Consider the following 8,338-nt stretch of genomic DNA (forward strand, 5'->3'; position numbering starts at 1 on the left):
ATGTTTTAAATGTTATTTTCAGTGGTTGTCTTAACGACTTATGTTGTTAAGTGGTTATCTCAAAGTTATTTAACATCGGCAACTTTGACGACTGTTTTACCGAAGTTTTTACCATCTAACATGTCAAAGAATGCTTGCGGTGCTTGCGCTAAGCCATCGACGATATGTTCTTTGGTTTTTACTTTACCTGAGTCAATCCAGTCGCCCATAATTTTTAAGAACTCAGGGAAGTGGTCGCCATATTCTTCAAAGATAATAAAGCCTTTGACCGTTAGGCGTTTACTTAGAATATTGCCCATCAGGACGCCCAAGCGGTCTTTACCATCAGGCAGTTCAGTCGCGTTATATTGCGAAACCAATCCGCATACTGGAATACGTGCATGAGCATTCAATAGTGGCATAACCGCATCAAAGACTTTACCACCAACGTTTTCATAGTAGATATCGATACCATCTGGACAGGCAGCTTTTAGTTGATCGGCAAAATCATCGGCTTTATGGTCGATACAAACATCAAAGCCAAGCTCATTAACCGCGAAGTCGCATTTTTCTTTACCGCCTGCTATACCAACAGTATGCAAACCAAGCTCATTACCAGTTTGTCCGACGGTTGCACCGACAGGACCAGTCGCCGCTGCAACGACTAAAGTTTCACCTTTTTGTGGTTTGCCGATATCGGTCAAACCCATATAGCCTGTGAAGCCTGGCATACCAAGCACACCTAAACCATAAGAAGGATTGGTCATATCTTTGTCAAGCTTTAGTACGCCTTCGCCATCACTGACGCTATAGTCCTGCCAGCCTGAATTTGACACAACCAAATCACCGACCGCAAACTTATCGATATTTGATTCGACTACTTGGGCAACCGTGCCACCTAGCATCACATCACCAACTTGTAGCGGGTCAGCATAGCTTGCGGCATCACTCATGCGTCCACGCATATAAGGGTCTAGTGACATATAGACGGTGCGTAGTAGCATTTGCTTGTCAGTTGGCGTTGGAATATCACCGATAGCCAATTCAAAATTATCGGCAGTTGGTGCGCCATGTGGACGGCTGGCAAGTTTTATTTGACGGTTTTGTTGTTGGTTCTGATTATTGTCAAAACTCATAATTATATTCCTTACTTTATTTATGACTGTTCATTTTCTTGCTTAGTCTGTTTTTAACATAACAGCCACTCAATACTGAATAGCTGCTATTTCTTGCTAATTTGTAAAAAGACTAAGCGTTACTACTAACTGCGCGATCTAGAATACGACGTGATACGGCCAAATCATTTTTACCATGCTCGCCCAACTTCACCATTTTATGAGCTTCTAACTGCTTGATGATTGGGTCGATAGCAGAGGCGTCTAAGTCTGCATCTTCTAAGCTAACAGGCAGTCCAAGCTCACGGAAGAAGTTTTCAGTATGAACGATAGCAGCTTCAATGATGGCATCATCATTTAGCTCAGTACCATTATTGTCGGCTGTAATGTTCCATACATTACGTGCATACTGGAGCAATTTATCTTTTTTGCTTTCTTTTAGCTCACGCATAACCGATGGCAAGACAATCGTTAGCGTACGGGCATGATCAATGGCATGCAACGAGGTCAGTTCATGGCCAATCATATGTGTCGTCCAATCTTGCGGAACGCCCGTGCCAATCAGACCATTCAAGGCCATGGTCGCTGTCCACATTAGATTTTTACGCGTCTCTAAATTCTCTGGGTCAGCTTTAACCGCTGCACCTTCTTCAATCAAAATCTTAAGTAAGCTTTCAGCAAAACCGTCTTGGACTTTTGCATTGACCGGATAGGTGAGGTACTGTTCCATCACATGGACAAATGCATCGGCGACACCGTTCATGACTTGGCGTTCAGGTAATGTGAATGTTTTAGTAGGATCTAAGATTGAGAATTTAGGGAAAGTAAGCGCATTACCAAAGGGTAGTTTTGCTTGGCGCTCGCTATAGTTAATCACACCGCCTGAATTCATTTCAGAGCCAGTCGCTGGTATGGTTAATACCGCACCCAAATCAACCGCTGAATCAATTTTTCTACAGCCACTGGTTAATGCTTCCCAAGCTTTTTCACGTGATACTGTACCGTCTTCTTCAGTGAGTGACGATACGAGTGCAACGAATTTACTGCCGTCGATAACTGAACCGCCACCAACAGCTAATAAGAAATCAATATTATGCTCATTGACCATATCAGCCGCTTTTAACAAAGTGGTGAATTCTGGGTTGGCTTCAATGCCACCGAACTCAAATACCTCACGGTTGCCATTGGCTGACAAGGCTGCTTTCACTTCATCTAACGTACCAGTACGCTGTGCTGAGCCGCCACCATAAGTGATTAATACACGCGCATCGGTAGGTACTAAATCTGATAGCTGTTTGATTTGGTCTTCACCAAAGACGATACGTACTGGATTGTAATATTGAAAGTTATTCATAGTATTCCTAAAGCTTAATAAGCATTTAATGAGTGTTTTAAAATTGAATATAAGTTATGTATGTTCTTTACATCTGTCCGCATTGTACATTGATTAGACCGGTCGTCTAGCAGTTATTTATTAATGTTTACAAAAGTATCGTACAAGTGAAAATAGAATTTAATATTAAGTAGATCGATATAAATTATTATTTAGTTTAACTACAGCTAATGAAATGAGTAAAATAATTAAGAGAATAGAAAGCTATTAGCGGCCCATTTCGGTGGTTGTCATTTGCCATACTTCTGCTAGTGGTGTATCGGTTTGGCTAATCTTTGCGATTAAACTGGCACCAAGCCATGCAAAATACCAACGCTTTGCCATGCTCTCAGCAGCGATGTTATCAAGATGAGGTACAGAATTATCTGCCCAACCTGCTTTGATTTGGGACGCAAGCCAAGCAATGGTTTGCTGATAGCCTAAATATAATACTTTACGCATAGGCTCTGATATATCAGCGACTTCAGCGCTTAATTTAACCACCAAACACTTCTCATAATCGCAGCCATTTTGCTGAGTGTCGTACCAGTTCTGGAAATAGTCATAAAGTTTCTGCTGCGAGCTGACATCTTGCGCACCAATAATATCTAGGCGGTTTTTATATTGAGTAAAGTAGTGTTCAATAATTGCTTCGCCAAAGGCTTCTTTTGAGGCAAAGTAATGATAAAAGGAGCCTTTAGGAACACCTGCCGTATCTAGTATTTGCTTAATACCAACGGCGGTAAAACCCTTTTGTGCAATCAGCTTATAACCAGTGGCTAACAGATGGGCTTTGGTATTTGATAAGGCAATGCTTGATGGGGCGTTATCTGATGAAATAGGTACTGAGGTATCGGGTATAGACATAAAGCTTATGTTCTCCTTAGAGAGTGTTCTAGTTCGTCATATTTTTAATACCAATAAATAATTAATGAAAAAGTTACGTTTTTTCAACAAACCTTACTGATAAAGCGTTCTTATTCTTATGAGGTCTATGGTAGCATTAGACCAGTCGTCTAGCAAGTTACGTTTTTTATCCATGAGTTGTTAACATGTATTTTTAATCAACAACTTCTTATCTAATAGCTGTTTATTTAATGAGCTTTTATCTAGCGGTTAAGGCAATGATCCTGAATAACGCAATGCCACTAAATAAATGCTTCTGAATGAATCAGTAACTCTACATAACGAAAGTTCAAATAACATTTTTAAAATAAAAAAATAGGAATAATTATGACTACCAATAATACTCATTCAAACCCTTATAGTGATTTCGATTTGCAATATATCGCTGGCAAGTGGCAAAAAGGTAGAGACGATAGTGTCAATACCGATACCAATCCTTATAACGGTGATACGTTGGTAGAGATTCAGCAAGCAACGAAAGAGCAGCTTGATGAAGCCTATCAAGCAGCAACTAAAGCACAAGCTGAGTGGGCGCAGCAAACGCCAGCCGAGCGTGCTAGTGTACTTTATAAAGTCGTCGCTATTTTTGATCAGCGTCAAGATGAAATTGTTGACTGGTTAGTGAAAGAGTCGGGTAGTACCCGTATTAAAGCAATGGTAGAATTCGGTAGTGCGCGAGCGATTACCCTTGAAGCCGCCAGTTTTCCGAATCGTGTACACGGTGAGATTCGTCCTTCTAATACGCCCGGTAAAGAAAACTTTATTTATCGTGAACCGATGGGTGTGATTGCGGTTATCAGTCCATGGAACTTTCCACTCCATTTAACGCAACGTTCTATTGCTCCTGCTTTAGCATTGGGTAATGCCGTTGTGCTTAAGCCTGCTAGTGATACGCCAATAACCGGTGGTTTACTATTGGCAAAAATCTTTGAAGAAGCGGGTCTGCCAAAAGGTTTGCTGAATGTAGTGGTTGGTGCCGGTAGTGAGATAGGGGACGCCATTGTCACCCACGATATACCAAGTTTGGTATCGTTTACGGGCTCAACTTCAGTAGGTAAACATATCGGCGAGTTGGCGAATGGCGGTGATTACATCAAACAAGTGGCACTAGAGCTCGGTGGTAACAGCCCGTTTGTAGTGTTAAAAGATGCCGATATTGAACAAGCAGTAAAAGCGGCGGCCTTTGGTAAATTCCTGCATCAAGGTCAGATTTGTATCGCTATCAACCGTATTATTGTTGAAGATGAGATTTATGATGATTTCGTTGAACGTTTCCTTGCTCATGTTAAGACCTTAAATGTCGGCGATCCTAGCAAAGAAGATACTGCTGTTGGTCCTATTATTAATGATAAGCAAGTGAAGTCATTGAAAGAAAAAATCGCTAAAGCGCAGAAAGAAGGCGCGAAGATGATATTAAGCGGTGAGATAAAAGGTCAAGTAGTGCCGCCGCATATCTTTACTGAAGTGACGCGTGAGATGGAATTATCATGTGATGAAGTGTTCGGACCCTTGGTTGGTGTTATCCGTGCTAAAGATGAAGACGATGCGTTATCGATTGCTAATGATTCAATGTATGGCTTATCGAGTGCGGTATTTACCAAAGATATGGAAAAAGGCCTACGCTTTGCTCGCGGTATTAAAGCGGGCATGACTCATATCAATGATATTTCAGCCAATGATGATAGTAATGCGCCATTTGGTGGTGAGAAAAACTCTGGGATCGGACGTTTTAATGGCGAGTGGATACTGGAAGAGTTCACCACTTTGCATTGGATTTCGGTTCAGCATACGCCGCGTGACTATCCGTTTTAAAAGCAGCCGTTTTAAAAGCAGCCATTTTAAATAATTCATTTTAAATAACTCGTTTTAAATATTATGGCTTGAGTTTTTAATATAAAAAAGTCCGCCTAGATGGCGGTCTTTTTGGTTCTATACGCTCCTTAGCCAAGCTCGCTATGCAACAAGCCCACTAGCACAATAGTGGTAATAATCAATAACGTGGCAATAATCAACGCAATTTTCATAATACTGTCTTTATTCATAAACGGCTTGCCTAGCTCTACTAATACCTAGATATATTAATCTAGTATCTTGAGGTAGTCATTAAATGACCTTACTTACCCTCAAAAGCGTTGCTACTATTATTAATATTGCACATACGGTCATTAAGCTCCATGTTGTTTTACCCCAATCTGGCATCATCTTATCACTCTATTGTTTATTATATTCGGTATAAAGAATATAATAAACAATAATATAAATATGTCAAACTCTTTAGAACATAATGGAGATTTCAATATACTGCAGACAGTGTTAGGAATGATAAATCATCACTCTCAATATAAGCCAAGTTAGGATGATATAAACACTGGTATGTCAAAAAATATATAAATTAAAAGACCGCCATAATAGCGGTCTTTTTTGGATGTTTTAGAGCATAATTATTTGAGATGAAAGCCTAACAGACCCTGTATCTCTTCAATGGTCATATGCCTAACGAGAGTCTGTTCTTCTACAGATAGGCGGTTGGTATGTTCTTTTATCATAGTATGAATGCTACGCGCGACTTCAGATGTCGTGGCATAATACATTTGTGGTTCTTCTTGGGTAAGTTTTATCAAAAATTTATCAATGATTTTATGTTTTTGAGTGGCAGCGTGTTCTACAGTCATGACATTCTCCTAGGTATAAACCATTTAAGCAGTCAGCTTAACGATAGTCAATGCTGATAGTGATGATTATGATGGCAAATATCAAGGTATATGATACTTTAGAGGTTCACATAATATTCTCTTAAGCAGTTTAGAGCTTTAGATAAACGATGGCTTTAGTATGAATAAGTACTTTAATGAATGATAGCAGTCAAATAGTTTAGGTTGTATTACGAATAACATTCATTTAAAATGAATCTTTAGGATAAATCTTCTAACTTTATAATAAGAAGTCTGCTATGCAATCTATCAACTTACCCAGCAAGCCACCGAGCGCTCCCCATCCTATACTCAATTTGAGCTTTAGGATATTTTTTAGTGCAGCAGCAATTTTTGCCATTATAACGATGGCATTGTGGGCGTTTGTATTCACAGGACATACGGGTATAGAGGCACAAACTTTGAATCCGCTATATTGGCATGGGCATGAAATGATTTATGGCTATGCATTGGCAGTGGTGGCGGGATTTTTATTAACGGCGGTGAAGACGTGGACAGGCGTCATGATGCCGCATGGTTATAAGTTGTTGGCTATTTTTGGCTGTTGGTTGCTGGCACGTTTGGGCTGGATAGCCTTTGGTTTGGGCGTCACGGTTGCTGGTAGTGGCGCGTCGTTACTATATGCGGCGGCAGTGTTTGATTTACTGTTTGTTGGATCAATGGCTTTCGTGATTTTTCGTGCCGTATTACAAGTTAAACAATATAAGCAAATGGGTATTTTAGCGAAGCTGGCGCTACTGACACTGGGTAACGGCTTGTGCTATTGGGGTATTATCAGCGCCAATATGAATATGACGAAGGTTGGCGTTTATTTAGGTTTTTATCTTATCATTGGCTTGGTATTGACTATTGGTCGCCGCGTCGTGCCTTTCTTTATTGAGCGTGGTCTCAGTATACCTAACGCTAAAGGTGTGGCAGAAACGGTGACGGTACGCAATAGTAAAGTGCAAGATATTGCAAGTTTACTATTTTTCTTTGCTTTTTTTATTACTGATTTATTTTATCCCAATAAGTATCTGTTGACCGTCAGTGCCCTTGGCGTCGCAGTGGTCAATATCGTCCGCTTGATGGGTTGGTATCATCGCGGTATATGGCAAAAACCGCTATTATGGTCGTTATATGTCGCGTTTTTGGGTATGTGTGTGAGCTTTATATTGTACGCACTCCAGCCGTGGCTCGGTTATAATCACAGTATTGCGGTACATGGCTTGTCGATTGCCGGTGTAGGTATGATGACTGTGGCTATGATGGCGCGCGTATCGCTCGGTCATACTGGGCGTAGTATTCATACCTCTCCTAAAACCGTTAATATCATGTTTGGTCTGATGGTATTAGTCTTTGTAAGTCGTGTGTTCTTACCCTTGTTTGACATGGGTCATTATCTGTTATGGATAATGATAGCGCAAGGTGCTTGGATAGCCTGCTTTGTTATATTCTGCATCAGTTATTTGCCGATGCTGGCACGTCAGAGACCAGATGGTTTATTTGGTTAATGAGATTTGGGTAGATAGAAATAGTAACTCAAGCAACCTTAATTATTTAAGTAATAGCTAAGGTTGCTTTGATGATAAATAAGGGTATTTAAAATCCACCTCAAAAATTGGAGCGCTTAACCATGCGACTGACCAACTATAGTGATTATGCGCTACGTTCGTTGATTTATTTAGCGATTAAGCCTGAGCCGCATTTATTGGCTAATATTAGTGATATTTCGATCAGCTACAATATCTCTAGAAGTCATCTAACCAAGATTATTCATCAGCTGGGACAACTTGGCTACATCGATAGTGTCCGCGGTAAAAATGGCGGGATTCGGTTAGCACTTGCCCCAAAGGATATTAACTTGGGTGTCTTGATTAAAAAAATTGAACCAGACTTTAACTTGGTTGAGTGCTTTTCTACGGATTTATTGATTACTCCAAAGCCTGTCAATAGTAAAAACGCCGTGAACGCTAGCAGTAGTAATGAGGAAGCCAGCGCTAAAGATTTGTCGTTGACGCTGATTGATGAGACAGCAAACAATGTGAAATCAGGCTGTGTCATTAGTCCTGTCTGCCAGCTAAAACAGGTATTTTTTGAAGCATTGACCGCTTTTATCAGCGTACTTGAGCGTTATACGTTGGCGGATATTATTAGCAATGAGTCGGAGTTAGCTGAGTTGTTGTTTTATAGGAATACTGTCGCTCAGGTTTTAAAGTAATAGATTGCGTTTAAAGTAGGATAGTAAATAGTAATAAGAAAGGCTCGCTATATTA

Annotated in this window: 7 protein-coding genes; 3 read left to right on the forward strand and 4 right to left on the reverse strand. The window is 40.3% G+C overall.

Going from position 1 to position 8,338, the window contains the following annotated elements:
* Positions 1-65: 65 nt before the first annotated feature.
* The 3 genes from CAN34_RS12385 to CAN34_RS12395 form a co-directional block, all read right to left on the reverse strand.
* Entirely contained in the window at positions 66-1,115 is a 1,050-nt protein-coding gene (locus CAN34_RS12385; RefSeq protein WP_089555903.1) for an NADP-dependent oxidoreductase, read from the reverse strand.
* A 112-nt stretch (positions 1,116-1,227) separates the two neighbouring features.
* On the reverse strand, positions 1,228-2,448 hold the full coding sequence (locus tag CAN34_RS12390; protein ID WP_089555904.1) for an iron-containing alcohol dehydrogenase: 1,221 nt from the start codon (positions 2,446-2,448) through the stop codon (positions 1,228-1,230).
* A gap of 246 nt (positions 2,449-2,694) precedes the next feature.
* Positions 2,695-3,333, reverse strand: a complete 639-nt coding sequence (locus CAN34_RS12395; protein ID WP_089555905.1) for a TetR/AcrR family transcriptional regulator — start codon at positions 3,331-3,333, stop codon at positions 2,695-2,697.
* Positions 3,334-3,699: 366 nt separating this feature from the next.
* Between CAN34_RS12395 and CAN34_RS12400 the strand changes: the two genes are divergently transcribed.
* Positions 3,700-5,184: an aldehyde dehydrogenase family protein gene (locus CAN34_RS12400; protein ID WP_089555906.1), complete on the forward strand. Its 1,485-nt coding sequence runs from the start codon at positions 3,700-3,702 to the stop codon at positions 5,182-5,184.
* 629 nt (positions 5,185-5,813) lie between these two features.
* Here CAN34_RS12400 and CAN34_RS12405 read toward each other — a convergent pair.
* Positions 5,814-6,044 (reverse strand): hypothetical protein, encoded by a 231-nt coding sequence (locus tag CAN34_RS12405; protein ID WP_089555907.1) that lies wholly within the window; start codon positions 6,042-6,044, stop codon positions 5,814-5,816.
* A gap of 278 nt (positions 6,045-6,322) precedes the next feature.
* Here CAN34_RS12405 and CAN34_RS12410 point away from each other — a divergent pair, with 278 nt between their 5' ends.
* Complete coding sequence (locus tag CAN34_RS12410; RefSeq protein ID WP_089555908.1) at positions 6,323-7,576, forward strand: NnrS family protein; 1,254 nt, start codon at positions 6,323-6,325, stop codon at positions 7,574-7,576.
* A 122-nt stretch (positions 7,577-7,698) separates the two neighbouring features.
* Entirely contained in the window at positions 7,699-8,283 is a 585-nt protein-coding gene (locus CAN34_RS12415) for an Rrf2 family transcriptional regulator (RefSeq protein ID WP_089555909.1), read from the forward strand.
* Positions 8,284-8,338: the final 55 nt, after the last annotated feature.

Origin of the sequence: Psychrobacter sp. DAB_AL32B, assembly GCF_002224105.1 — a bacterium.
Classification (GTDB): Bacteria; Pseudomonadota; Gammaproteobacteria; order Pseudomonadales; family Moraxellaceae; genus Psychrobacter.

Excerpts from the sequence above, each read along its gene's own strand:
- CAN34_RS12395 (WP_089555905.1), bottom strand. The coding sequence starts at position 3,333 with ATGTCTATACCCGATACCTCAGTACCTATTTCATCAGATAACGCCCCA.
- CAN34_RS12415 (WP_089555909.1), top strand. The coding sequence starts at position 7,699 with ATGCGACTGACCAACTATAGTGATTATGCGCTACGTTCGTTGATTTAT.
- CAN34_RS12385 (WP_089555903.1), bottom strand. The coding sequence starts at position 1,115 with ATGAGTTTTGACAATAATCAGAACCAACAACAAAACCGTCAAATAAAA.
- CAN34_RS12410 (WP_089555908.1), top strand. The coding sequence starts at position 6,323 with ATGCAATCTATCAACTTACCCAGCAAGCCACCGAGCGCTCCCCATCCT.
- CAN34_RS12390 (WP_089555904.1), bottom strand. The coding sequence starts at position 2,448 with ATGAATAACTTTCAATATTACAATCCAGTACGTATCGTCTTTGGTGAA.
- CAN34_RS12400 (WP_089555906.1), top strand. The coding sequence starts at position 3,700 with ATGACTACCAATAATACTCATTCAAACCCTTATAGTGATTTCGATTTG.
- CAN34_RS12405 (WP_089555907.1), bottom strand. The coding sequence starts at position 6,044 with ATGACTGTAGAACACGCTGCCACTCAAAAACATAAAATCATTGATAAA.